This window comes from Staphylococcus caseorum, from assembly GCF_049943195.1.
Classification (GTDB): domain Bacteria; phylum Bacillota; class Bacilli; order Staphylococcales; family Staphylococcaceae; genus Staphylococcus; species Staphylococcus equorum_A.
Map to the genome: position 1 here is coordinate 823258 of NZ_JBNFUA010000001.1, position 24273 is coordinate 847530.

The following is a 24273-nucleotide window of genomic DNA, read 5'->3' on the forward strand; positions in this document are numbered from 1 at the left end:
TGTGATTTCGCCGGTCTTTATTATCAATTATGCTTGCAGACTCACTAAAAAGTGTAGGTTTTCTTTAATTTAGTCGCTTTTACTCCCTTTTTAGCATATTTAGAGCAATAGTATTGTTTTTACCTGAGTAATAAGCTATGATATATTTATAAAAATTTAAGATATTCATCTTCGGGGTAGGGTGTAATTCCCAACCGGCAGTAATTAAAGCCTGCGACCCATTTATTTTCATTTAAATAAATGGCTGATCTAGTGAAAATCTAGAGCCGACAGTAAAGTCTGGATGGGAGAAGATGGAGGGTTATTTGTTGTGCTATTAAATCCTCCTATTCGATGAATGATGAATGGAAGGAGATAATTTAATATGCAACAACAAACAAAACGACTTATTACGATAAGTATGTTAAGTGCGGTTTCTTTTATATTGATGTTTATAAAATTTCCAATACCATTTTTACCGCCTTATTTAACTTTAGACTTTAGTGATGTGCCCGCATTATTAGCTACATTCACACTCGGACCGCTCGCTGGTATCATTGTAGAATTTATAAAAAATTTATTAAAATTTTTATTTAATCTTGGAGATCCAGTAGGTCCAGTTGCTAACTTTTTAGCAGCATCCAGTTTTTTACTAACAGCTTATTATGTTACTAAAAACAAATATAACCTTAAATCACAGATTATAGGTTTTACTGTAGCAACTATTGTAATGACAATTATTCTAAGTATCTTGAACTACTTTGTGTTGTTACCTTTATATGGCATGATTATGAATTTATCTAATGTTGTAGAAAACGTTAAGATTGTCATTGTATCTGGTGTTATTCCATTCAACATTATTAAAGGCGCTATTATTTCTATAGTGTTCATTCTTTTATTTAAACGTTTAAAAAATGTATTACCAAAATAAATATAAAAACATCTGAGAGATTAACACTCAGATAAAGAAAAACAGGGTGATTTCTATTGAAGTAATACAGAAATCGCTCTGTTTTTATATTTTAAATCAACCATTCATAATTTAAAATCATTTTAGACATAAAAATTAGCATGCTCCATGCAATGTGAACACGCTAACCTTAAACGTAGCCATTAGTAAATATAATTAGTAATCACTATATTTAGACAAACGCTTATTATATATTATTAAGTATAAACCGCATACTTACTTTTATGGTACTAAACTTGCTTTTATTCAAACTTTAACGCATCTCCATCAAATGATTCTTCTTCAATTTTAATTGAATCAGTAGGACAACCATCTAACGCATCTTCCATATCCTCATATAATTCTTCCGGCACCTCTGCTGTACCTTTGTTGTCATCTAGTATCACATAAGCAATACCTTCATCATCATAGTCATATATATCAGGGGCAGCGGCACCACAAGCACCACATGCAATGCATGTATCCATATCAACAATTGTATATTTAGCCAATTTCTTCGCCTCCTTTGACAAAAATGCTACACTAATAGCACAATTATTATTGTAGTCACTGTTTTAAGATTTTTCAAATGTTTTCGTTTTATAGAATGAGGGAGTAAACATGTATAATATAATCCAATTTGCACAAACACATGCACACAATTACAAAACTGAAAAAAGTATATTTAATATTATCACAGGGAAAAAGTCACATCAAACCTTTTTTGATGCCTGTAGTCAACAACTCTTGTCATTATATCACAGCATGCCTAACTTGAAATATCAGTCGTTTGAGCGATATTTCAATCAATTTAATGCTCAAGATAATAGCTATCAAAATATCGCTAATCATCCGAGACATACGTTTGATAGTTTAACTAACACATTTAAAGCCATACAATTATTAACTCAGACCCTATCTAATACTAAACATAAGGTCTATCAATTCGTACCTATTACTCAACATAGTACTGTACACCAACAAGTTAAATTTGTATATAAAGAAATTATAAGCAATCAATTACAGGACCAATTCATTGCAGAACTTACGACATTATTCCAATCTATGTTGAATAAAAACAACACAATATATATTCACTATTACCTACAAGGTTTTGAAGAAAGTATGTATACACGACAACAAATTAGTTTAATAGAAGACATACCACAAGAACACTTATTTGAATTAGAATTTACAGATTTAGTCACATTAATGTACGAGATTGAGCACGAATCTAACTATCCACTGTTAAATAAACTGATTGTGCTACCATCATTATTAAATAAAACAGAGCAAACTTACGTAGGTTTACAAAATGGATTAAACTTCGAACAACTGGCTGCACAACAAAATGTTAAACCTAATACGATAGATGATCATATTTTAGAGCTATTTATAAAAGGCTACATATCGAATTATGAAGATTATTTAACACATTCAACTTATACTGATTTCATGACTTATTACATTTCACATCGTAGTGAGAGGTTACGCAATTATAAAGAAATATTTTCTGATCTCAGCTATTTTGAATTGAAATTGATTATCGTTGGAATTGAGAGAGGTGAAATCAATGTTACAACATGAGCTAAAAAAGTGGTTCGGGTTTGAGACTTTTAAACCTGGTCAACAAGAGATTATAGAAAGTGTATTGAACAATGAAGATACATTAGGTATTTTACCTACAGGAAGTGGTAAAAGTCTTTGTTATCAATTACCAACATACATACGTCAACAACCGACTCTCATCATTTCACCACTCATTTCTTTGATGGATGATCAAGTCATGCAACTCAAATTACATGGTGAACATCATGTCTGTTGTATTCATTCAGGCATGGATGAAAATGAGAGAAAAAGAAACATTGAATCACTAACAAATAGTCGATTTATCTATTTAAGTCCAGAATTTATACTCCAACCGCAAAATTTCAAACTCATTAAAAATTTGAATATCGGCATGGTCGTATTAGATGAAGCACATTGCTTATCTGAATGGGGATATGATTTCAGACCGCACTATGCACTTATAGGTAAAATTATCGCACGTTTTCCGACAGCAACCGTGCTTGCTCTGACTGCCACAGCACCGAATTATTTAACTTATGATTTAAATGCTATGTTAAAAAAATCTTTTCATGTCATTAAAACGAGTATGAATAGAGACAATATTTCTTTAACTCATAAAAATTTCGCAGACGATGAAGCTAAATTAAAATGGTTACTTCCAGCATTAGAAAATTCAGGACCTACAATTATATATGTTTCTTCCAAAAAAGTGTGCCTAACCTTAGCAAAAGAAATATATAACTATGGGTTTTTAACAGGGATTTATCATGGAGATTTATCTTATCAAGAACGGCACACAGTTCAGCATCAATTTTTGAATAATGAAATACCTATCATCGTGGCAACCAGTGCATTTGGTATGGGCATTAATAAAAAAGATATACGTTCTATTTTTCATTACCATTTATCAACAAGTCCATCAAACTACATGCAAGAAATTGGTCGTGCTGGTCGTGATGGGGCTGACAGTCAAGCAATTAGTCTATTTCAACCTGATGATAGTTTTTTACTAGAAACACTATTATTTACGGATATGATGACCACTGAGGATGTAGATGCCTTTGAAGTAGGTGCCTTTGTAACTCCGGATAAATTTGAAATATTAGAAATATTAAATAGCTATTACTCATTTACTGAGTTGCGTACGATATTCGACAGGACCTATCAACGAAAACGCCAAGGTTATATACGTATGCTAGGATACAAAAACCTAGACCAATGTCGACGTACTTATATGATGGAATTCTTTGGTGAAACGTTAAGTAAAAGACCTGATCAATGCTGTGATAATGATTCTGATTTAAATGTAATTAATTTAATTAATAGAAAAAAAGTAAAAAGAAAAATGGATTTTAATGAAAAAATACAAAATTTGTTTAAATAATAGACAAATACTTTACTTCACTTTTTCAAACAAGCTATAATACTACATATATACTAGTTTAATAGTGATTTTTTGCATAAAAAGTTATACATATTTACTTATTTTTAGGGTATAACAGTATATACTTAAATTAAAACGAGGAAGGATGATGAATTTGTCTAACAACAATTTTAAAGATGATTTTGAAAAAAATCGTCAATCCATTGATCCAAAAGAACATCAAGACAATGCAAAGGATTCCGTTAACGGTTCAGTTGACAACGTAAAAGAGGAAGTTTCTGATAAGACAGACGAACAATTCCCTCCTAGAAACGCTCAAAGAAGACAGCGCAGACGTGACACAGCAACAAATCAAAATTCAGATAATCAGCCTGAACATGACAATGATGAAGTTCAAGGCGAAAATCAATCACCACAAGATAATAATAACTCAACAAAAGATCCTTCGAAGAATAATGATTTAAGCCCTGGATCTACAAACAATCAAAATACAAAAGAAAACCAAAATGATTCCAATGAAAATATTGAATCACAAAAAGATAATGAATCTAATAAGAAAGGTGCTGCTGTAACTGGTGGCACTGCTGCAACTGGTGCAGGTGCTTATGCTGCTGGAAAGCACAATGATAATAAAGATTCAGAAAATGACTTAAATGATAATGAACAAAATATCAACAACTCTGATAACGAACAAGCAGACAAATCAGATGATGCTTCGCATTCAGAAAATGATAATAATAGTTCTAAGAAAAAAGGTGCTGCTGTAGCTGGAGGCGCCGCTGCCGCAACCGGTGCAGGTGCTTATGCTGCTGGCAAGCATAGTGATAACAAAGATGAACATAAGCAAGATAACAACCAAGATAATAACAATAAAGCAACCGAGCAGAATAAAAATGAAAAAGATATAGAAGATCAAGATAAAAAAGAGCAAGATAAAGATAACTCTAAGAAAAAAGGCGCTGCTGTAGCTGGTGGCGCTGCTGCCGGAACAGGTGCTGCCGCAGCGGCACATTCTAAAGCTGGCGGCAATGGCAACGGCGGTAATGGTAATGGCGGCAATGGTAATAATGGTGATAACAATGATGACGATAATAAGAAAAAGAAAAAAGGCGGTTTATTAGGTAAATTATTACCAATATTAGCTGCGATATTAATATTAGCTGCAATTGCTATTTTCGGTGGCATGGCTTTAACTGGCGATGACGATGGTGACAAAAATAGCGATGACAAAAAAGTAGCTGATAATAAAGATAGTAAGTCTGATTCTGAAAAAGATGAAGATGAAGATAAAAAATCAGAAGATGATAAAGCCAATAAAGATGAAGACAAAGATAACTCATCTGCAAACTCAGAAGACAGCAATAGCGGTTCAGATTCTGCCAATTCTGATAGCGAAAACACTGACCAAGCAAACAGTGATGCAAATTCTGATCAATCAAGTAACGATGCTAATTCTGATTCAGCTAGCAATGGTTCACAAGATGCAACAAATAGTACGCAAGACAGTCAAGGTCAAAGCGACCAAAACAGTCAGAGCGGTCAAGATCAACAAAGTGATCAATCTAACGCTCAAAGCAATTCATCTTCAGATCAATCACAAGCAACTAACAACCAAGATAGCGAACAAGCAAATAGTAACTCTGGCCAACAATCACATGTAGTCAATGGTCAAAACCTATATAGAATTGCTATTCAATATTATGGTAGTGGTTCTCCTGAAAACGTTGAAAAAATCAGACAAGCAAATAATCTACAAGGAAATGAAATCCATAATGGACAACGCCTTGTTATTCCACAATAGTTCATCACCTTATAAGTAAAAACCAATCAAACGACCAAACTCCTTAAATTAGTGAGTTTGGTCGTTTTTTATTAATTTTTTAAGTTTAATAAAGCGTCAATATCATTTGTGCAAAAATATTCGATTTCTATCATTTGGTTTTTTCTAAACTACTGGTATAATATATTGGTGGTATAAGGAGGACAAATAAACTATGCAAACAGTTGAAAGTATAATTATTGGTGGCGGTCCTTGCGGATTAAGTGCTGCTATTGAACAAAAGAAAAAAGGTATTGATACTTTAGTTATTGAAAAAGGAAATGTTGTAGATGCAATCTATAATTATCCTACACATCAAACTTTCTTTTCATCAAGTGATAAATTAAGTATTGGGGATATTCCATTTATTGTTGAAGAAAGCAAACCACATAGAAATCAAGCTCTAGTATATTACAGAGCAGTGGTTAAGCATCATCAATTGCGAGTTAATGCTTTCGAAGAAGTCCTCACAGTGAAAAAAATTAATAACCGTTTTACGATTACAACAACTAAAGATGTCTACCAATGTAGATTCCTTACTGTAGCAACTGGCTATTATGGTCATCATAATCATCTTGAAGTAGATGGAGCTGAGCTTCCGAAAGTAATGCATTATTTTAAAGAAGCACATCCTTACTTTGACCAAAATGTTGTAATTGTCGGAGGTAAAAACTCAGCTGTAGATGCAGCTTTAGAGTTAGAAAAAGCTGGGGCTAACGTAACAGTTATTTATCGTGGAGAAGATTATCCAAAGGCAATTAAACCATGGATTCTACCGAATTTTGAATCTCTAGTACGCCATGAAAAAATTAACATGGCATTTAACTCAAATGTTACTAAAATAACAGAAGATAGTGTATTTTATGAGCAAGGAAATCAAACAATTGAAATTCCTAATGATTATGTCTTCGCTATGATTGGTTATCATCCAGACTATGATTTCCTACAATCAATTGGTATAGATATCAACAGTAATGAGTTTGGTACTGCACCAGTTTATAACAGAGAAACTTATGAAACAAATGTCGAAAACTGCTATATCGCTGGTGTCATTGCGGCAGGCAATGATGCAAATACAATTTTTATTGAAAACGGCAAATACCACGGCGGTATTATCACTCAAAGTATATTATCTAAAAAACAAACACCACTTGAATCATAATAATATAATAAACTAGGGCATGAGACAGAAATTTTTCTAATGAGATTTCGTCGTTCCATCCCGGCAGTGGCTGACTATAAAATGGAATGCAAGCTTGATATAAGCGTATTTTCAATTCCGTCGGTCACTACCAATATAAAAAACTGAGGCTGAGACATGTGATATGTCCCAGCCTCAGTTTTTTAAATCATTATAACTGTGATTCGAAATATTTTTTTAACTGATTAGCACTTAATTGATTACTTAAACCTACTAAAAGTTTAAGTCTTGCTTTAGGTCCATTTAATCCGTTTGAAAAAACAACGCCTTTTTCAGCTAAGGTAGCACCGCCACCTTCATAGCCATAAATTGGACCAACAATACCATTAAACGATCGTGAGACAAGTACAACAGGTATTGCTTTATCCAAACACTTATCTAGACCCTCTAAACATGTAGGTGGCAAATTGCCTTGGCCTAGGCCTTCGATAATGATGCCATCAACTTGATGCTTACTATAAAAGTTTAATACATCATTATTCATTCCCATATAAGCTTTTACTAAAGGAATATTTAAATCATGGTTAATATCATTTAAAACTAAATGTTCGTATGGTTTATGGTGAAATTGAACACTATTTTTTGTCACTACACCCAATGGGCCATGATTAGGACTCTGAAATGTATTTGTATTGGAGGTATGTGTTTTAGTCACGTTTCGTGCAGTATGAATTTCATCATTAAATGCGACCATAACACCCATATCTGCTGCATTATCACTTGAAGCCACTCTAATAGCTGAGATGAAATTATATAACCCATCTGAACCAATTTCATTTGAAGAACGCATAGCACCCGTAATTGTTATCGGTTTTGAAACATTTATAGTAAGATCTAGTAAGTATGCTGTTTCTTCTAACGTATCTGTACCATGTGTAATAACAAACCCATCATAATTTTCATTCCTACTAGCATCCTCAATAATACGCTTTAATGTTTCTACATATTTTATATTCATATGTGGGGATGGAACGTTAAATGGCGTAATTTCTGTTACATCAGCATATTGTTCAATAATGTCTTGATGGTTGGATATTGGATTGTCTGAATTTGTTACTACTTTATCAGTTTCATCTTGTGACATGCTAATCGTCCCACCAGTATGTATGAGAAGAAGTTTTTTCATATGGGCATTCCTCCTATTTATAACTTACATATTTATGATAAAATATTATACATAAAACAACAAGGAAGGTTTACTAAAATGAAATTAATTAATATCGCACTTGATGGACCTGCTGCTGCAGGGAAAAGTACAATAGCTAAACGCGTTGCTGCACAATTATCAATGATTTATGTAGATACTGGCGCAATGTATCGCGCTATAACTTATAAATATTTACAACAAAATAAGACTGAAGACTTCTCGCAATTGATAGATTCATCTGAATTATCATTGACGTATGATGAAGAAAAGGGTCAGAGAGTCATTTTAGATAACCATGATGTTACTGATTTTTTAAGAGAAAATGATGTGACAAACAATGTTTCCTTTGTAGCATCTAAAGAAGCTGTGCGCACTTTTGCAGTTAAAAAGCAACAAGAATTAGCAGCTCAAAAGGGTATTGTTATGGATGGTAGAGACATTGGAACAGTTGTATTGCCAGATGCAGATTTAAAAGTTTATATGATTGCCTCTGTTGAAGAACGCGCAATGCGTAGACAAAAAGATAATGAACAAAGAGGCATCGACTCTAATGTTGAACAATTAAAACAAGAAATTGCCGATCGAGATAATTATGACATGACACGTGAAATTTCACCTTTGAAAAAAGCGGATGATGCAATTACAGTAGATACTACAGGTAAAAGTATTGAAAAAGTAACTGAAGAAATTTTATCCTTAGTTACTCAAATTAAATAAAATATTAATCTTTTTCTTAAATACAGCGTATTATAATGCCGTTTCTTTTTAAATTGTGTAAAAAGGTTATATAATAACAAATATAGGGTATATAAATAAGGTACATTTTTATATCAATTAGATCTGCATATATATAAATAAATGTAAATTTTAGGTGAACATTTCAAAGCTTTTGTTAGCTAGAAACCCTGATTTTACAACTTTTTAACAAATAGAATTTGAATTCCTATAATAAAGGGGAATTTCTTGACAATTCTGTCAGTTTATAAGATGTTATAATTATGTAGTGTAATAAGGAGGCAGACAAGATGACTGAAGAATTCAACGAATCAATGATCAAAGAGATTAAAGAAGGGGATACAGTTACTGGTGAGATTCAAGAAATTGATGAAAAACAAGTAATTGTAAACATTAATGGTGCTAAATTTAATGGTATCATCCCTATTAGTCAACTTTCTACGCATCATATAGACAATCCAAGTGATGCTGTCAAAGTTGGTGATGAAATTGGTGCATATGTTACAAAAGTAGAGTATGACGAAGAAAATGAGACAGGTGCTTATATACTTTCTAAACGTCAACTTGAAACAGAAAAATCATATGAATTTTTACAAGAACAATTAGACAACAATAAAACGATTGAAGCTAAAGTCACTGAAGTAGTAAAAGGTGGTTTAGTAGTCGATGTTGGCCAAAGAGGGTTTGTTCCGGCTTCATTAATTTCAACAGACTTCATTGAAGATTTCTCTGATTTCGAAGGACAAGTTCTTAAACTAAAAGTGGAAGAACTGGATCCTGCTAATAATCGTGTCATTCTTAGTCGTAAAGCTGTAGAGGCATTAGAAAATGCAGAGAAAAAAGACGATTTATTAAATTCACTTAATGAAGGCGATGTGATTGAAGGTAAAGTTGCACGCTTAACTAACTTTGGCGCTTTTGTAGATATTGGTGGCGTAGACGGACTTGTTCACGTTTCTGAATTATCTCATGAACACGTTAAATCTCCAGAAGATGTAGTATCTATTGGAGATACAGTTAATGTAAAAGTAAAATCAGTTGATAGAGATTCAGAACGTATCTCATTATCAATTAAAGATACTTTACCAAGTCCATTTGAATCAATAAAAGGTGAGTTTAACGAAGGTGATTTCATCGAAGGAACAGTTGTTAGACTAACTAACTTCGGTGCCTTTGTTGAAATTAAACCAGGCGTTCAAGGTTTAGTACACATTTCTGAAATAAGACATACTCACATCGGTTCACCAAGTGAAGTATTAGAGCCTGGGGAAGTCGTAAGTGTTAAAGTACTAGGTGTTGACGTAGAAAAAGAACGCATTTCATTATCTATTAAAGCAACATTAGAATCGGAAAATGTCGTTGAAAGTGATAGTGCCACTACGAAATCTTACTTAGAAAGTGGTTCTGACGATGATGACAATCCTACTTTAGGTGATGTTTTCGGAGATAAATTAAAAGACTTCAAGTTTTAACGTATAAATTTAACACCAATTTTAAATCTTGTCCTAACATCTATTTAGGACAAGATTTATTTTTATGTAATCTCTAAAAACAAATTTTTTAAAACTAACCTAATAATATTAGTACAGATTAAATATTTCTTTTGATTTGGTTACCCCTTATGATAGAATTATAGAGATTAAAAAAGAGAGGAAGTTAGTTATGACTAAACCTATAGTAGCAATTGTAGGCAGGCCCAATGTAGGCAAATCTACAATTTTCAATAGAGTCGTAGGTGAACGTGTATCTATAGTAGAAGATACACCCGGTGTGACTCGAGACAGAATTTATTCATCAGGCGAATGGTTAACACATGATTTTAACGTCATTGATACAGGTGGTATTGAAATTGGTGACGCACCATTCCAAACACAAATAAGAGCACAAGCAGAAATTGCAATTGATGAATCTGATGTCATTATTTTTATGGTCAACGTACGAGAGGGTTTAACACAAAGTGATCAAGTTGTTGCTCAAATGTTGTATAAATCAAAAAAACCTGTTGTTTTAGCAGTAAATAAAGTAGATAATCCAGAAATGAGAAATGAAATCTATGATTTCTATGCGCTTGGTTTTGGCGATCCTTATCCAATTTCTGGTTCGCATGGCTTAGGTCTAGGTGATCTTTTAGATGAGGTTGTCAAACACTTTAAAGAAGAAGAACCTGATCCATATGATGACGATACAATTCGCTTATCAATTATCGGACGTCCAAATGTTGGTAAATCTAGCTTAGTTAACGCAATACTAGGTGAAGAACGTGTTATCGTTTCTAACGTAGCAGGAACAACACGTGATGCGGTCGATACTCAATATACTTATGAGGACCAAGACTATGTCTTAATTGATACAGCTGGTATGCGTAAAAAAGGGAAAGTATATGAAAATACAGAAAAATATTCTGTATTACGTGCCCTAAAAGCTATCGAACGTTCAAACGTTATTTTAGTTGTTATTGATGCTGACCAAGGCATCATCGAACAAGATAAACGCGTGGCAGGATATGCTCATGAAGAAGGTAAAGCTATTGTAATCGTGGTAAACAAATGGGATACAGTTGATAAAGAAACGAATACAATGAAAAAATTCAAAGATGAAGTTCGCAAAGAATTCCAATTCTTAGATTACGCTGAAGTTGCATTTGTTTCTGCAAAAGAAAGTCAAAGACTTAGAACGTTATTCCCATATATTACACTAGCTAGTGAAAACCATAAAAAACGCGTGAAGAGTTCAACTTTAAATGAAGTAATCACTGACGCTATTTCTATGAACCCAACTCCGACTGATAAAGGTCGTAGATTGAACGTATTCTATACTACGCAAGTAGCGATTGAACCACCAACCTTTATCGTATTTGTAAATGATGTAGAATTAATGCACTTTTCTTATAAACGTTATTTGGAAAATCAAATCAGAGCAGCATTCGGTTTTGAAGGTACACCTGTGCATATTATACCTAGAAAGAGAAATTAATTATCGGAGGAGATATTCATGTCTAAAGTAACAGTCTTTGGTACAGGAAGTTTCGGTACAGCTTTAGCAAATGTTTTAGCTGAAAATGGACACCAAGTATTGATGTGGGGTAAAAACGAACAAACAATCAATGAAATTAATGAACAACACATCAATAGTAAATATTTAAAAACAGCTAAGATCAATGATTCAATCAAAGCAACATTAGATATAAAAGCTGCTGTAAATTTTTCTGAAGTCTTTTTAATGGCATTGCCTACAAAAGCTATGAGATCGGTAGCAAGCGAAATTGATTCACTTTTATCAACTCCAAAAACATTTATACATGTAGCAAAAGGAATAGAAAACGATACTTATAAACGTGTTTCTGAAATGTTAGAGGATTCTATTTCAGCAGAACATAATGCAGGTATCGGTGTATTATCAGGTCCAAGTCATGCAGAAGAAGTTGTCATCAAACAACCAACGACAGTTGCTGCATCTTCTAAGTCACCTGAAGTAAGTAAATTAACACAAGACTTATTCATGAATGATTACTTACGCGTTTATACAAATGAGGATCTTGTAGGCGTTGAATTAGGTGGCGCGTTAAAAAATATCATCGCTGTAGCAAGTGGTGTAATCTCAGGCATGGGCTTCGGAGACAACGCTAAAGCTGCACTCATGACTAGAGGTTTAGCAGAAATTAGCCGATTAGGTGAAAAACTAGGTGCTGATCCTATTACTTTCTTAGGTTTAGGTGGCATTGGCGACTTAATCGTTACATGTACATCTACGCATTCTAGAAACTACACATTAGGCTTTAAATTGGGTGAAGGAAAATCATTAGACACAGCGTTAGATGAGATGGATATGGTTGTCGAAGGTGTATATACCACAAAATCAGTTTATCATTTAGCAAAATCGCAAAATGTTGACATGCCAATAACTAACGCACTTTATAGTGTTTTATTTGAAAACAGACCTGTAGATGAGAGTGTTAAAGACCTTATGGAACGTGGAAAAAAATCTGAATAAAGAAGCATTATTACACTTTTTAACAAATATATAGCAATTTGTTGTTAAAATCCTATTATTTCAACGTTTTCTGCGCATAAATCATTGCAGTTGCAGTATTCGTTGTGTTAAAGTCATACCATAATGATATTAAGTATCATTATAAACCCTAGGGGAGGTGAATTCATAATGAACAAGACAGATTTAATCAATGCTGTTGCAGAACAAGCTGATTTAACTAAAAAAGAGGCTGGTTTAGCTGTAGATGCAGTATTCGAATCAATTCAATCATCACTTTCTAAAGGTGAAAAAGTACAATTAATTGGATTCGGTAACTTCGAAGTACGCGAACGCGCTGCTCGTAAAGGCCGTAACCCACAAACAGGTAAAGAAATTGATATCCCTGCAAGCAAAGTTCCAGCATTCAAAGCTGGTAAAGCATTAAAAGACGCAGTTAAATAATTCTTTACTAAAACTAAAGCCCTTTTATAAGGGGCTTTTTCTTTTTTTATACACTTTTAATCTAAGAACGTTAAACAATTTGCATTTATTTATACTTAATATGATATCATTCGATATAACGATGATATAAATTAAATATTGTAATTGTCATAGCGCTTAATATAAATTAAATTATACATACATAAATCAGAAAAATTAAACGTTTCATTACACTAAAAATGTATTTGTACAAATACATCATACATAAATATTTACCGCTTTAGCTATCGTTGATTTTTTTTTTCTCTATATAATGTTAATATGTATATGGATAATAACGTGAGGTGTGAACATGGAAACGACATTAAGCATATTAGAAAAACAAATTGTACATCGACTTAAAGGTATACATTATTATGAATCTATAGCTATTGATGAAAACTTAGCGCAAATTCTCGATTCATATGATATTCCTGAAGAAGCTAGATTAGCTTGCCTCACAATAGATACTGCGATGCGTCATTTAGACGAAGTTTCTACAACGTTATCGTCTAAAAAGTCTATTTTAATTGGTGACTTATTGAGCGCACATTTTTATACATTATTAGCAAAGTTAAACGCTCCAACTTATCAAAAAGAAATAAGTGCAGCAATCGTTGAAGTGAATGAAATGAAGTCATCCATACATCACGATGCACTTACTAAAGAGAACATCAGTCAATATATATTAAAAGTTGAAAACCTATTTCCACGTATTACAATTCAACATTTTGCCCCTGATGCCAATCTTGAATCAATCAATGATAAATTATTAGCGAACTTAGCTGAAAAGCATCCTTCTTATTTAAGTAAATTTTCTAAAGATGAATTAATTACATTTTTAGGTGAAATAAAGTCTGAAATACATTCAAAAAAGAGGTAATTAAATATGGCAGATAATAAAGCAAAAAAAGAACAAGTACATGACGTTTTTCAAAATATTTCTGGCAAGTACGATCGCCTAAATAATATTATTAGCTTCGAGCAACATAAGACTTGGAGAAAACGTGTTATGAAAGAAATGAACGTTAAACCTGGTAGTAAAGCTTTAGACGTATGTTGTGGTACTGCTGATTGGTCTATTTCACTCAGTAAGGCTGTAGGACCTACAGGTGAAGTCATTGGTGTAGATTTCAGTGAAAACATGCTCGAAGTGGGCAAAGGTAAAACACAAGATATGCATAATATACAACTTGTACATGGCGATGCAATGAATCTACCATTTGAAGACAATGAATTTGATTATGTAACTATTGGGTTTGGTTTACGTAATGTACCTGACTATCTAGCTACACTTAAAGAATTATACAGAGTGCTTAAACCAGGTGGTATGGTTGTCTGTTTAGAAACTAGCCAACCCACAACACCAGTATTCAAACAAGGTTATAAACTTTATTTTAAATTTATAATGCCTATTTTCGGTAAAGTTTTTGCAAAATCTAAAGATGAGTATGAATGGTTGCAACAATCTACTTTTGATTTTCCAGATAAAGAAAAATTAAAACGTCTGTTTGGTCAAGCAGGTTTCAGTAACATAAAAATACGTAGCTTTACAGGTGGCGTTGCAGCGATGCACCTTGGCTATAAATAAAAATGAATCAACCAAAGGTGATTAACGTGTCAAAGTTAAACATGAATAGTGAAATAAAGAAAATCGAAAAGCGATTAGAACAATCTCTTATAAGCAATAATAAAGTACTAGAAGATGCTTCTTATCATTTGTTTTCTTCAGGTGGTAAACGCGTTAGACCTGCCTTTGTAATTTTAAGTAGCCAATTTGGTAAAGAAATGAATGAGGATGTTTATCGTGTAGCTGTTGCGCTTGAATTAATCCATATGGCAACTTTAGTTCACGATGACGTCGTAGATAAGAGTGATAAACGTCGAGGAAGCTTAACTATAGTTAAAAAGTGGGATCAAAATACTGCTATTCTTGCCGGTAACTTTTTACTTGCGTCAGCACTTGAACATATTTCAAACATTGAAGATAATCGTATTCATTCGGTGATTTCAAATGCAATCGTTGAAGTATGTATGGGGGAGCTATTTCAATTCCAAGATCAATTTAATGGTTATCAAACAATCACGAGTTATTTGCGTAGAATTAATCGCAAAACAGCATTACTGATACAATTATCTACTGAAGCAGGTGCGATTGCTTCTGGTGCCGATTTGAAAACAGTTCACAATTTAAAAATGATTGGCCATTATATTGGCATGAGTTTTCAAATTGTGGATGATATCCTCGATTTTACAAGTACAGAAAAAAAATTAGGAAAACCAGTTGGTAGTGATTTGATGAATGGTCATATCACTTTACCTGTATTATTAGAAATGAGAAAGCACCCAGAATTCAAAGCGCAGATACAACAACTTACTCCAGACTCAGATCAAGAAACGTTTGACTACTGTATTCAACGCATTCAATCATCTGATGTTATACAACAATCACAAGTAATTAGTGATAAATATTTAGATAAAGCGTTAAACCTACTTGATCAATTGGAAAGCGAAGCTGCTAAACCCTTGTTTAAGAAATTAATTAAAAAAGTTGGAAAAAGAAATTTATAAGTTACATGAAAAGCATTGAAAGCGCTTTAATTACCTGTTAATATATTAATGTATCTCAAAACATAATCTTTTATTGATACATAGTCATGTACATTATTACTGTACAATTGATACATAACAAACAGGGGGATTCACACATTATGGAAAGAACATTTCTAATGATTAAACCAGATGCGGTACAACGCAATTTGGTAGGAGAAATCATTTCTCGTATTGAACGAAAAGGACTAAAACTTGTAGGCGGTAAATTTATGACTGTACCACAGTCACTTGCAGAAGAACATTATGCAGAACACACAGATAAACCGTTCTATAACAAATTGATTGACTTCATCACTTCTGCACCAGTATTCGCTATGGTAGTTGAAGGTGAAGATGCCGTAAATATTTCGCGTCATATTATAGGTAAAACTAATCCGTCTGAAGCTACACCAGGCACAATTAGAGGAGACTTAGGTTTAACTGTAGGTAGAAACATTATTCATGGTTCAGACTCAGTAGACTCAGCTAAAAAAGAAATTAATCTCTGGTTTAAAGATGAAGAATTAAGTGATTATACTGGATCACGTGAAGCATGGTTATACGAATAATATTAACTTCAATAAATATTAGGCTTTATGATGATGAATTTTTAAAATATAAAAAGCTAACTGAAATTTAAAATTCAGTTAGCTTTTTTATTTTACGTGTAACATTTAGTGAAACCCTAAAGTGAGTATAGAGTATAAAATAACCTTCTGATATCTAAATAGCCTTATAGATGGAAAGAACGAAATCAAATTTTAACCTTTACTTTCTTTTCCACCCTAAGTAATAGATAATATTGGAAAATGATAATGTTTCTATATAAAATCTAAAGTTCTTACTATAAAAAATATTCAAATGTTACACTTAAAACATGGAAGTTTTCATAAGATTCAATATTTGTAAATTTTTCTGTTAATTTGAACAATTGAATGTGATAAGATATAGAGAATATTATAATTTAAAGTACTAAAGGAACGGAGTGGGAAAAGTATGAGATATTTAACTTCTGGTGAATCACATGGACCACAGTTAACTGTAATTATTGAAGGTGTACCAGCAAATCTAGAAATCAACGTAGCAGATATTAATGAAGAAATGTTTAAACGACAAGGTGGATACGGTAGAGGTCGTCGCATGCAAATTGAAAAGGATGCAGTTGAAATTGTTTCAGGAGTGCGTAATGGATATACTTTAGGTAGTCCAATTACATTGATTGTTACAAATGATGACTTCACACATTGGAAGAAAATTATGGGTGCTGATCCAATTAGTGAAGAAGATCAAGACAATATGAAACGTGTAATTACCAAACCACGTCCTGGCCACGCTGATTTAATTGGTGGTATGAAATACAATCATAGAGACTTAAGAAACGTGTTAGAACGTTCTTCAGCAAGAGAAACTGCTGCACGTGTTGCAGTTGGTGCAGTTTCTAAAATTTTGTTAAAACAATTAGATATTAATTTTTATAGTAGAGTGGTTGAAATTGGTGGCATCAAAGATGATATTGAATATGATCTTGAAACAATTAAAGCTAATATCGATAAAAATGATGTTCGCGTTGTAAATGATGAGATAGCTCAAGAAATTCGCGATAAAATTGACTCAGCTAAAAAAGCAGGTGATACAATCGGCGGTGTAGTCCAAACAATTGTTGAAGGCTTACCAGTGGGTATTGGTAGCTATGTACATTACGATCGTAAACTTGATGGTAGAATTGCTCAAGGCGTTGTAAGTATTAATGCATTTAAAGGTGTAAGCTTTGGTGAAGGTTTTAAAGCAGCTGAAAAACCAGGCAGTGAAATTCAAGATGAAATCTTGTATGATACTTCGAATGGTTACTACAGAGGTTCCAATCACTTAGGTGGCTTTGAAGGTGGTATGTCTAATGGTATGCCTATTGTGGTTAATGGTGTAATGAAACCCATCCCAACACTTTACAAGCCGCTAAACTCCGTTGATATTAATACAAAAGAATCATTTAAAGCTTCTATTGAGCGTTCCGACAGCTGTGCTGTACCTGCAGCAAGTGTTGTAGTTGAGAATGTCGTAGCATTTGAAATTGCAAAAGCATTACTTGAAGAATTCCAAAGTAATCATATAGAGCAATTAAAATCACAAATAGACGAACGTCGTTTATTAAATATAGAATACTAAGTAGCAATTTAAAATTTATGAAGTAACTAGGTGAGCATATGAAATTAGAAACTACTTATACATCCAATAACTATCCAATTATTGTAGAACACCATGCATTAGATCAATTACATCAATATATTAATGATTATAAAGATGTTGTGTTGGTAGTTGATGAAACGGTAAATAATAATTGGAATGAAACGATAGATTTTATCACTTCTGAATATGGCGCACATAAACTTACCATCCCTTCTGGTGAAGCGACCAAATCGTTAGCCTTTTATGAAGAAACGATTGAAGTATTACTCAGTAAACAATTGACGCGTGATACATGTTTAATCGCAGTTGGCGGTGGCGCTACCGGTGATTTCACAGGATTCCTTGCTGCAACCTTATTAAGAGGTGTAGATTTTATTCAAGTACCAACGACAATTCTTGCACATGATTCAAGTGTAGGAGGCAAGGTAGGTATTAATTCTAAACATGGTAAGAATTTAATAGGTGCCTTTTATAGACCTAATGCTGTCATTTATGATTTGAACTTTCTAACAACTTTACCTTATAGAGAAATTTTAAGTGGGTATGCAGAAGTTTATAAACATGCCTTATTGAGTGACATGGAAGCTGTGCAAAATATTGAAACACAATACCCTGATCAGCCAGCACTCGCTTCGTTAAATGAAATTGAATATTATTTATTTAAAGGTATCCAAACGAAATTAAATATTATCGTCAAAGATGAAAAAGAATCCAATGTCCGTAAATTTTTAAATTTAGGTCACACATTTGGACATGCAGTTGAATACAATTTTAAAATTCCTCATGGCCATGCAGTGATGATAGGCATTATTTATCAATTTATGGTTGCTAATAAAGTCTTAAATAGAGATTTTGATATATCTCATTATATTAATTATTTAGTTTCATTAAATTATCCATTAGATATCATTAATGAATTTGAGTTTGAAGCCTTATATCAGCTCATGTTAAAAGATAAGAAAAATGATCAACAAGGCGTCCAAATGGTATTATTGGATGGCATTGGCAATCCTGTGGTAAAACACATAGATAAGCCAACACTTCTACATGCATTCACAGATTTCCTAACATATTTTAAAAAGTAGGTGGATTTTTTGACAAACAGTAAAACAATTGACATTAACGGACCATTGATTGGTGAAATAGAAGTGCCAGGAGATAAATCTATGACACATAGAGCCATTATGTTAGGTTCTCTTGCATCTGGCGCCTCTACAATATATAAACCGCTTCTTGGTGAAGATTGTCTGAATACAGTGGAAATTTTCCAACAATTAGGTGTTGAAATTACTGTTGGCGAAGATAAAATAGAAATTAATTCGCCTGGTTATAAACACTTCAAAACGCCTCATCAAGTACTGTATACAGGTAATTCTGGTACAACGACACGTTTGGTCGCTGGTCTGTTAAGTGGTTTAGGTATTGAAACTGTTATATCAGGTGATGAATCTATTGGTAAAAGACCGATGGACAGAATTATGAAACCTTTAAGCTTAATGAACGCTAATATAACAGGCGTGGATAATAATTACACACCGCTAATCATTAAACCTGCACAAATTAACGGCATGTCTTATCAAATGGAAGTTGCGAGTGCACAAGTAAAAAGTGCAATTTTATTCGCAAGTTTATTTGCAGAAGAGGCGACAACTGTTAAAGAATTAGGCACGACACGTAATCATACAGAAACAATGTTCCAACATTTCCATATTCCTGTTACTACTGATGGGAAAACGATAGACATGCCAAAACGAGGAATCGAACACATTCAACCCGTAGATTTCCATGTGCCAGGCGATATTTCTTCAGCAGCATATTTTATAGTGGCGGGCTTGATAACAAAAGACAGTGATATTACAATTCACAATGTTGGCATAAACCCAACACGTTCAGGTATTATAGATATCGTGAAACAAATGGAAGGGAACATTACGCTATTCAACCAAACAGATGGTCCAGAACCAACTGCTTCAATTCGCATACAATATTCTCCTGATATGAAGCCGATTCAAATTGATGGCGATTTAGTACCAAGAGCAATTGACGAAATCCCAATTGTAGCATTACTATGTTCACAAGCTGAAGGTACAAGTATTGTAAAAGATGCAGAAGAATTGAAAGTTAAAGAAACAAATCGTATTGATACAACTGCGAATATGCTAAATTTATTAGGATTTATGTTACAACCAACAAGTGATGGTATGGTTATTCATCCTTCTACTTTAAAGCAAACAGCAACAGTCGATAGTTTTACTGATCATCGTATAGGTATGATGCTTGCAATTGCATCATTATTAACAGATGAATCGTTAACTATTAATCAATTTGATGCTGTAAATGTTTCTTTCCCAGGTTTCTTAACGAAGTTAAAACAATTAGAAAAAGAGGGATAAAAGTATGGAAGATATCTATAAACTCATAGACGATATCAACTTACAAAAATTAGATAACTTAGACACTCGTGTGAATGAAGCATTAAGTTCTCCAAAGGACGATGCACTTTTTATACTTGGTGAAACGTTATATAATTACGGTTTAATGCCTCAAGGGCTTGAAGTATTCCGTACGTTATACCATAAATATCCTGATGAAAGTGAATTGCTTATTTACTTCATCGAAGGTTTAATGGCTGAGAATCAAACTGATGAAGCTTTAGAATATTTAAACCAAGTTGAATTATCAACTGAACGTTTAATGTTAGAAGCTGATTTATATCAACAATTAAATATGTTAGAAGTTGCGATAGATAAATTGGTTGACGCCATAGATATAGAACCAAATGATCCAATCATACACTATGCACTTGCTGAATTATTGTATTTTGACGGACAATACCTACGTGCAGTTTCTGAATACGAAACTGTGCTTGAAACAGGCGAATATCAAGTGAATGGCACAAATTTATTTTCTCGCTTAGCAGATTGTAGTTTGCAAAGTGGAAACTACAGTGATGCGATTAAAATGTTCGATGAAATTAATGAAGAAGAAATGGTGTCTGAAGATTACTTTAAAAAAGCGATTGCTTATGAAAAAAATGAGCTCTCTCAAGAAGCGATTAATTTAGTTCAAACACTATTATCTAAAGATCCAGACTTCTTACAAGGCTATTTTTATCTGCAACAACTTTATGAAAATGAACATAACCATGCAGAAGCCATTGAAATTGGTAAAGAAGGCTTGAGATTAAGTCAATTTTATAAAGAGTTGATGGTATCAACAGGCAGTATAGCAATTGAACATGGCGATGCTAATGAAGGTGTACAATTATTACTGCAAGCCTTAGAAGTTGATAATGCTTACCAAGAACCACTTTTAATCCTAAGTGATTTATATAGACAAGAAGAAGACTACGAGGCACTTATAGCATTATTGAAATATGTTGACGAAGAAGATTTAGATCCCGTCTTTATGTGGCATTTAGCATTTGCATTAGGACAAGAGGAACGTGACAAAGAAGCACAACATTTCTTTGAATTAGCATATCCAACATTGCACACGCAGTCTGCGTTTCTAAGTGATTATTATTTCTATCTAGTTGAAATCGGACAAATTGAACAAGCAAAAGCAATGCTAAATCAATTACTTGAATTAGATCCAAGCAATGAAACATGGCATGATGAAGCAGAAAGATTATTATCTTTCTAGTCAAGGAAGGTGATTAAGATGAGCAATACCCTACAACAAGTGAAAGCTAATTTCATTGAATATCTGCTTTTTCAATATCAGTTTAAATCTAGGATTAGTGTGTGGGTATTAAACTTAATTAAGTCTTCACCTGAGTTATTGCAACAAATCCATTTTGTGGATGAACTCATTTCCGATCATCATATATTGGAAATTGCTATGGAAGATACTGATCAACAAGGTATTAGATTTACACTTAAAAATCAACAGTTGATTAATAGTGACGAAATCTTCAATTATATAGCAAACGATGCTGTGTCTTTTGATATCAAACTGCATTTTAATAAAACACTATCAAGAGAATCTCGTTTAGATGAATTATTATTAATGCAATTGTTACATTCACCATACTATGCTATGTATATGCAAGACATCTATAGTATCCCACTATCAAAACAAAGCGAGTCCTCTATAATCACACATTTACAAGATAATATTGATTTAAGTTTACAATTGCATGATAAAGCACTGTTTTATCAATTAACTCAAATTCTTAACACTTTTGAGTTAAGAAATGTAAATAAAACAATGAAGGATTGACCTTATGAATATAAAATATTTATGGCATTTACTCATTTATAATAAAGGTGTACTTTACTTTCTGCTTATTTGTAATTTATTAGGCACGATATATGGTTATATATGGTATGGCAGTCAACTGAGCGTGTCCAGTTGGCAGTTCGTACCGTTTGTACCAGATAGCCCAACAGCTTCATTATTTTTATGTATTGCACTCATTGGACTCATCGCAGGTAAGAACTTACCAATTATAGAAGCTTTGGCTTTTGTATCGTTGATAAAATACGGTGTATGGGCTGTTATTATGAACATTATTATGTTTATCCAATATGACTCGGTTACAATCATTGGCTGTATGCTTATCCTTTCTCACGGTATAATGGCTATAGAGGCATTTTTCTTTTATCCAAGGTTTAAAATCACTATACCTGCTTTTACTATTGCTGTGATATGGGTATTCCATAATGACATTATTGATTATGTATTTATGCAATATCCTTACTATGATTTTATTGCTAGCCATATTGAAGGTGTTGCTTATCTCGCGTTTTGGTTAAGTGTCATACCTTTAGTGCTATATTTAAATTTAACTCGATTTAAAAAGGATAAAATATTTGACCATCATTAACGTTCACAGTAAAATGTTTATAAAGGAGTGAGGATTTTTGTCTTTTATCTATATGATTATATACTTTGTTATTCTAATGGTATTGCCTTTATGGGCGCAACACAAAGTTAAGTCTAATTATGAAAAATATTCACAAGTAAGATCGACAAGTGGTAAGACTGGTCAAGAAGTTGCTATAGAAATACTTCATGCAAATGGCATTTATGATGTCGATGTCGTCGAAGGAAAAGGGTTCTTAACAGATCATTATGATCCTAAAAAGAAAGTCCTTGTGTTATCACCAGCTAACTTCAGTAGACCTTCAGTTGCTGGTACAGCAATCGCAGCTCACGAAGTTGGACATGCGATACAACACGCAGAAGGTTATTTCTTCTTAAGATTCAGAACATCTTTAGTGCCACTGGCTAACGTAGGTAGTTCAATTGGTTACTTAGCAGTATTTGCGGGTATTATTTTAACTACTATGCAAAGCACTTTAGGTTCTACAGCATTATGGATTGGTATTGCATTCATGTCTCTTGCAGTATTATTCTCAATCGTTACACTACCAGTTGAATTTAACGCAAGTAGTAGAGCGATGAAACAAATAAAAAGCTTAGACATTGTTAATGAAAAAGAACACCGCCATGCTAAAAAAGTACTTACAGCAGCAGCAATGACTTACGTTGCATCAACTGCAGTTGCATTAGCAGAACTTGCAAGATTTATTCTTATTGCTAGATCAAGTGAATAATAATATAAATGAGATTGAGACATAATTACATGTCTCAATCTCATTTTTTATAGTCACCTTTGCCGGAGCGGACGGTGAAATCTTATTACAAAAATTAGATTTCTGTCTCGCTCCCATTTTTTATTTAAAAGACATTCCTCTCATTACAAAGTTAAATCTCATATTAAAAACACATCAAAGCAAAAACATTAATTTACCTATTTTAAAAAAAGAAGCATGCACTACTTAATTACGTGTAATAATGAAATAAACAAATTAAAAAGATCATAGTCAAATAGTAAATAATATAACGGTTAACTATTGCAGGAATAATGCATGAAGCCTAAAATTAGTCTATACTATATAAGAAACCGTTAGAATGTGAGGCGTATATGATGAAGACTATGAAAAGTATGCAAACTGAAGTGGACGACTATATTGGTCAATTTAAAACAGGGTATTTCTCTCCCTTAGCTAATCTTGCGCGATTAACTGAAGAAGTTGGAGAACTGGCAAGAGAGATTAATCACTACCACGGTGAGAAAAAGAAAAAAGAGACAGAAGCTGAAAATACAATTAAAGCAGAACTAGGCGATAATTTATTCGTTTTATTATGTATTGCCAATTCTTTAGATATTGATATGACAGAAAGCTTTGATGAAACAATGAATAAATTTAATACACGTGATAAAGATCGTTTTGAACGCAAATAAATTAATTTG

At 33.0% G+C, this 24273-nt stretch carries 24 protein-coding genes and 1 riboswitch; of the genes, 22 read left to right on the forward strand and 2 right to left on the reverse strand.

Annotated elements, in window-relative coordinates:
• Positions 1-163 precede the first annotated feature (163 nt).
• A riboswitch (FMN riboswitch) is annotated at positions 164-299 on the forward strand.
• Between the two features lie 65 nt (positions 300-364).
• The gene (locus tag ACP3TL_RS04305) at positions 365-910 is read left to right on the forward strand and encodes an ECF transporter S component (protein WP_285336719.1); all 546 of its coding nucleotides are present in this window, start codon (positions 365-367) and stop codon (positions 908-910) included.
• A 281-nt stretch (positions 911-1191) separates the two neighbouring features.
• Here ACP3TL_RS04305 and ACP3TL_RS04310 read toward each other — a convergent pair whose 3' ends face one another.
• On the reverse strand, positions 1192-1440 hold the full coding sequence (locus tag ACP3TL_RS04310) for a ferredoxin (protein WP_002507556.1): 249 nt from the start codon (positions 1438-1440) through the stop codon (positions 1192-1194).
• Positions 1441-1549: 109 nt separating this feature from the next.
• Here ACP3TL_RS04310 and ACP3TL_RS04315 point away from each other — a divergent pair, with 109 nt between their 5' ends.
• The 4 genes from ACP3TL_RS04315 (at position 1550) to ypdA (ending at position 6862) form a co-directional block, all read left to right on the forward strand.
• Positions 1550-2515: a helix-turn-helix domain-containing protein gene (locus ACP3TL_RS04315; protein ID WP_046465381.1), complete on the forward strand. Its 966-nt coding sequence runs from the start codon at positions 1550-1552 to the stop codon at positions 2513-2515.
• Entirely contained in the window at positions 2502-3881 is a 1380-nt protein-coding gene (locus tag ACP3TL_RS04320; RefSeq protein ID WP_046465380.1) for a RecQ family ATP-dependent DNA helicase, read from the forward strand. The genes ACP3TL_RS04315 and ACP3TL_RS04320 overlap by 14 nt, the downstream gene beginning before the upstream one ends.
• Positions 3882-4029: 148 nt before the next feature.
• A complete protein-coding gene (gene ebpS, locus ACP3TL_RS04325) occupies positions 4030-5682 on the forward strand; it encodes an elastin-binding protein EbpS (RefSeq protein WP_285336718.1) in 1653 nt (550 codons plus the stop codon).
• Between the two features lie 193 nt (positions 5683-5875).
• Complete coding sequence (gene ypdA / locus ACP3TL_RS04330; protein ID WP_002507560.1) at positions 5876-6862, forward strand: bacillithiol disulfide reductase YpdA; 987 nt, start codon at positions 5876-5878, stop codon at positions 6860-6862.
• 190 nt (positions 6863-7052) lie between these two features.
• On the opposite strand, the gene ACP3TL_RS04335 is transcribed toward ypdA, so the two are convergent.
• A complete protein-coding gene (locus tag ACP3TL_RS04335; protein WP_285325675.1) occupies positions 7053-8027 on the reverse strand; it encodes an asparaginase in 975 nt (324 codons plus the stop codon).
• Between the two features lie 78 nt (positions 8028-8105).
• Here ACP3TL_RS04335 and cmk point away from each other — a divergent pair, with 78 nt between their 5' ends.
• The 17 genes from cmk (at position 8106) to ACP3TL_RS04420 (ending at position 24264) form a co-directional block, all read left to right on the forward strand.
• Complete coding sequence (gene cmk / locus ACP3TL_RS04340) at positions 8106-8765, forward strand: (d)CMP kinase (RefSeq protein WP_046465636.1); 660 nt, start codon at positions 8106-8108, stop codon at positions 8763-8765.
• Positions 8766-9073: 308 nt separating this feature from the next.
• Positions 9074-10255: a 30S ribosomal protein S1 gene (rpsA, locus tag ACP3TL_RS04345; RefSeq protein WP_046465377.1), complete on the forward strand. Its 1182-nt coding sequence runs from the start codon at positions 9074-9076 to the stop codon at positions 10253-10255.
• A gap of 190 nt (positions 10256-10445) precedes the next feature.
• Entirely contained in the window at positions 10446-11756 is a 1311-nt protein-coding gene (gene der / locus ACP3TL_RS04350; RefSeq protein WP_046465376.1) for a ribosome biogenesis GTPase Der, read from the forward strand.
• A gap of 18 nt (positions 11757-11774) precedes the next feature.
• Positions 11775-12773: an NAD(P)H-dependent glycerol-3-phosphate dehydrogenase gene (locus tag ACP3TL_RS04355; protein ID WP_046465375.1), complete on the forward strand. Its 999-nt coding sequence runs from the start codon at positions 11775-11777 to the stop codon at positions 12771-12773.
• A 168-nt stretch (positions 12774-12941) separates the two neighbouring features.
• Positions 12942-13214 carry an HU family DNA-binding protein gene (locus tag ACP3TL_RS04360; RefSeq protein ID WP_002483248.1) on the forward strand — a complete coding sequence of 91 codons (273 nt, stop codon included), beginning with the start codon at positions 12942-12944 and terminating at the stop codon, positions 13212-13214.
• 331 nt (positions 13215-13545) lie between these two features.
• A complete protein-coding gene (locus ACP3TL_RS04365; RefSeq protein ID WP_046465374.1) occupies positions 13546-14115 on the forward strand; it encodes a hypothetical protein in 570 nt (189 codons plus the stop codon).
• 6 nt (positions 14116-14121) lie between these two features.
• Positions 14122-14823 (forward strand): demethylmenaquinone methyltransferase, encoded by a 702-nt coding sequence (locus tag ACP3TL_RS04370; RefSeq protein WP_046465373.1) that lies wholly within the window; start codon positions 14122-14124, stop codon positions 14821-14823.
• A 26-nt stretch (positions 14824-14849) separates the two neighbouring features.
• The gene (locus tag ACP3TL_RS04375) at positions 14850-15803 is read left to right on the forward strand and encodes a polyprenyl synthetase family protein (RefSeq protein ID WP_176722971.1); all 954 of its coding nucleotides are present in this window, start codon (positions 14850-14852) and stop codon (positions 15801-15803) included.
• Between the two features lie 140 nt (positions 15804-15943).
• On the forward strand, positions 15944-16393 hold the full coding sequence (ndk, locus tag ACP3TL_RS04380; protein WP_046465371.1) for a nucleoside-diphosphate kinase: 450 nt from the start codon (positions 15944-15946) through the stop codon (positions 16391-16393).
• Positions 16394-16820: 427 nt separating this feature from the next.
• Complete coding sequence (gene aroC, locus ACP3TL_RS04385; protein WP_046465370.1) at positions 16821-17987, forward strand: chorismate synthase; 1167 nt, start codon at positions 16821-16823, stop codon at positions 17985-17987.
• Between the two features lie 38 nt (positions 17988-18025).
• Positions 18026-19093 (forward strand): 3-dehydroquinate synthase, encoded by a 1068-nt coding sequence (gene aroB, locus ACP3TL_RS04390; RefSeq protein ID WP_046465369.1) that lies wholly within the window; start codon positions 18026-18028, stop codon positions 19091-19093.
• 9 nt (positions 19094-19102) lie between these two features.
• Positions 19103-20401, forward strand: a complete 1299-nt coding sequence (aroA, locus tag ACP3TL_RS04395; protein WP_046465368.1) for a 3-phosphoshikimate 1-carboxyvinyltransferase — start codon at positions 19103-19105, stop codon at positions 20399-20401.
• 4 nt (positions 20402-20405) lie between these two features.
• On the forward strand, positions 20406-21653 hold the full coding sequence (locus ACP3TL_RS04400; RefSeq protein WP_046465367.1) for a tetratricopeptide repeat protein: 1248 nt from the start codon (positions 20406-20408) through the stop codon (positions 21651-21653).
• A gap of 18 nt (positions 21654-21671) precedes the next feature.
• The gene (locus ACP3TL_RS04405) at positions 21672-22232 is read left to right on the forward strand and encodes a YpiB family protein (protein ID WP_046465366.1); all 561 of its coding nucleotides are present in this window, start codon (positions 21672-21674) and stop codon (positions 22230-22232) included.
• A gap of 4 nt (positions 22233-22236) precedes the next feature.
• On the forward strand, positions 22237-22839 hold the full coding sequence (locus ACP3TL_RS04410) for a DUF1405 domain-containing protein (RefSeq protein WP_046465365.1): 603 nt from the start codon (positions 22237-22239) through the stop codon (positions 22837-22839).
• A gap of 37 nt (positions 22840-22876) precedes the next feature.
• Positions 22877-23572, forward strand: coding sequence for a zinc metallopeptidase (locus ACP3TL_RS04415; protein WP_046465364.1), 696 nt, complete (start codon positions 22877-22879; stop codon positions 23570-23572).
• Between the two features lie 374 nt (positions 23573-23946).
• On the forward strand, positions 23947-24264 hold the full coding sequence (locus tag ACP3TL_RS04420; RefSeq protein ID WP_046465363.1) for a nucleotide pyrophosphohydrolase: 318 nt from the start codon (positions 23947-23949) through the stop codon (positions 24262-24264).
• Positions 24265-24273: the final 9 nt, after the last annotated feature.

Coding starts and splice junctions, on each gene's coding strand:
- ACP3TL_RS04305 (WP_285336719.1), top strand. CDS start 365: ATGCAACAACAAACAAAACGACTTATTACGATAAGTATGTTAAGTGCG.
- ACP3TL_RS04315 (WP_046465381.1), top strand. CDS start 1,550: ATGTATAATATAATCCAATTTGCACAAACACATGCACACAATTACAAA.
- ACP3TL_RS04320 (WP_046465380.1), top strand. CDS start 2,502: ATGTTACAACATGAGCTAAAAAAGTGGTTCGGGTTTGAGACTTTTAAA.
- ebpS (WP_285336718.1), top strand. CDS start 4,030: ATGAATTTGTCTAACAACAATTTTAAAGATGATTTTGAAAAAAATCGT.
- ypdA (WP_002507560.1), top strand. CDS start 5,876: ATGCAAACAGTTGAAAGTATAATTATTGGTGGCGGTCCTTGCGGATTA.
- ACP3TL_RS04335 (WP_285325675.1), bottom strand. CDS start 8,027: ATGAAAAAACTTCTTCTCATACATACTGGTGGGACGATTAGCATGTCA.
- cmk (WP_046465636.1), top strand. CDS start 8,106: ATGAAATTAATTAATATCGCACTTGATGGACCTGCTGCTGCAGGGAAA.
- rpsA (WP_046465377.1), top strand. CDS start 9,074: ATGACTGAAGAATTCAACGAATCAATGATCAAAGAGATTAAAGAAGGG.
- der (WP_046465376.1), top strand. CDS start 10,446: ATGACTAAACCTATAGTAGCAATTGTAGGCAGGCCCAATGTAGGCAAA.
- ACP3TL_RS04355 (WP_046465375.1), top strand. CDS start 11,775: ATGTCTAAAGTAACAGTCTTTGGTACAGGAAGTTTCGGTACAGCTTTA.
- ACP3TL_RS04360 (WP_002483248.1), top strand. CDS start 12,942: ATGAACAAGACAGATTTAATCAATGCTGTTGCAGAACAAGCTGATTTA.
- ACP3TL_RS04365 (WP_046465374.1), top strand. CDS start 13,546: ATGGAAACGACATTAAGCATATTAGAAAAACAAATTGTACATCGACTT.
- ACP3TL_RS04370 (WP_046465373.1), top strand. CDS start 14,122: ATGGCAGATAATAAAGCAAAAAAAGAACAAGTACATGACGTTTTTCAA.
- ndk (WP_046465371.1), top strand. CDS start 15,944: ATGGAAAGAACATTTCTAATGATTAAACCAGATGCGGTACAACGCAAT.
- aroC (WP_046465370.1), top strand. CDS start 16,821: ATGAGATATTTAACTTCTGGTGAATCACATGGACCACAGTTAACTGTA.
- aroB (WP_046465369.1), top strand. CDS start 18,026: ATGAAATTAGAAACTACTTATACATCCAATAACTATCCAATTATTGTA.
- ACP3TL_RS04400 (WP_046465367.1), top strand. CDS start 20,406: ATGGAAGATATCTATAAACTCATAGACGATATCAACTTACAAAAATTA.
- ACP3TL_RS04405 (WP_046465366.1), top strand. CDS start 21,672: ATGAGCAATACCCTACAACAAGTGAAAGCTAATTTCATTGAATATCTG.
- ACP3TL_RS04410 (WP_046465365.1), top strand. CDS start 22,237: ATGAATATAAAATATTTATGGCATTTACTCATTTATAATAAAGGTGTA.
- ACP3TL_RS04420 (WP_046465363.1), top strand. CDS start 23,947: ATGAAGACTATGAAAAGTATGCAAACTGAAGTGGACGACTATATTGGT.